At 71.1% G+C, this 1707-nt stretch carries 1 protein-coding gene; it reads left to right on the top strand.

The genetic code is table 11. From position 1 onward, the window contains the following. A partial coding sequence (locus tag ACFIF2_RS35795; protein ID WP_395577470.1) for an AMP-binding protein occupies nucleotides 1-1707 on the top strand: 1707 nt, incomplete at its 3' end.

The raw sequence follows: 1707 nt of genomic DNA, 5'->3' as shown, positions 1-1707 counted from the left end.
TTGGCGGCGTTCAAGGTGGTGTTGGGGCGGTATTGCGGGGTGGAGGATGTGGTGGTGGGTTCGCCGGTGGCGAATCGGCCGCGGCGTGAGTTGGAGGGTCTGGTCGGGTTCTTCGTCAATACGCTGGTGTTGCGGACGGATGTGTCGGGGGATCCGTCGTTTCGTGAGTTGGTGGGGCGGGTGCGGGAGACCGCGTTGGGTGCGTACGCGCATCAGGATCTTCCCTTCGAGTACCTCGTGGAGCGGCTCCAGCCCGAACGCGACCTCTCACGCCACCCCCTCGTCCAGGTCATGTTCCAGATCGTCAACACCCCCTTCACTCGCGTGCCGTTGCCGGGCGCCCAGGTCGAGCTGTTCGAGGGGGCCGACGTCACCACCCGCGTCGACCTCGAGGTCCACCTCGTCGAGAACGAGGACGGCAGCGTCTCCGGCCCCGTCGTCTACAGCCGCGCGCTGTTCGACCACAGCACCGTCGAGCGGTTCGTCCGCCACCTCGACACCGCCCTGCGCCGGCTCCTGGCGGACCCCGACCGGCCCATCTCCCACGTCTCCCTCCTCGACGACACCGAGAGCGCACTCCTGCGCGCCGCCCGGGACGCCGGCGAGGTCCCCGTCGACGTCCGGTCGCTGCCGCGACTGCTGACCGAGCAGGCGGCCCGTACCCCGGACCTCGTCGCCGTCGAGTACGAGGACCAGACCCTCACCTACGCCGAACTCATCGCCAGGGCCAACCAGTTGGCCCACCACCTGCGGTCCCTGGGGGCCGGCCCGGACAGCATGGTCGGCCTGTGCCTGCCCCGCGGCATCGACATGTTCGTCGGCCTGGTCGGCATCCTCCAGGCGGGCGCGGCGTACGTACCCGTCAGCCCGGACCACCCGGCCGACCGCGTCCACCGCATGGCCGACAACGCCCGGATGACGACGGCCGTGACGGACCGGACCGCCCGCCACCTGTTCCCGCCCACGGTCGACGCCGTACTCCTGCCCGACCTGGCGGAGCACCTGCGCACCCTCCCCACCACCACACCGGACAGCGGCGTCACCCCCGACCACCTCGCCTACGTGGTCCACACGTCCGGCTCGACCGGTGAGCCGAAGGGCATCGCCATGTCCGGCCGCTGCGTCGTCAATATGCTCGCCTGGCAGAAGGTGGCCGTTCCCGGCGGCCCGGGCACCCGTACCGCCCAGTTCACCGAGCTCACCTTCGACGTGTCCGTGCAGGAGGTGCTCTCCGCCCTGCTGTACGGCGAGACGCTGGTCGTCCCGCGAGCGGACACCCGCCGCGACCCGGCGGAGTTCGTCCGCTGGCTGGCGGACAAGGCGATCAACCAGGTGTTCGTGCCCAACGTGATGGTCAGGGCGATGTGCGCCCGGGCCCGGCAGCAGGATGCCGACCTCAGCGCCCTGCGCCACATCAGCCAGGCCGGCGAACCCCTGGCCCTCGACGAGGACCTGCGCGCGCTGTTCGAGCGTTGCCCGGACCTGCGGATGCACAACCACTACGGCTCCACCGAAGTGCAGGTCGTCACCGCCTACACCCTCCCCGAGGACGTCACCGCCTGGCCCCGCAAGGCCCCCGTGGGCACGGCCACCTGGAACCACCGCATCTACGTGATGGACCAGCAGCGCCGCCTGGTCCCCGTCGGCGTCCCCGGCGAGATCTGCGTCGCCGGCCCCGGCCTGGCGCGCGGATACGTGGGGCGGCCG

It is taken from the genome of Streptomyces sp. BK79 (assembly GCF_044142145.1).
In the GTDB taxonomy this organism is placed as follows: Bacteria; Actinomycetota; Actinomycetes; order Streptomycetales; family Streptomycetaceae; genus Streptomyces.
The sequence above is the reverse complement of the archived record's forward strand: the minus strand, read 5'-3'. Positions and strand labels throughout refer to the sequence as shown.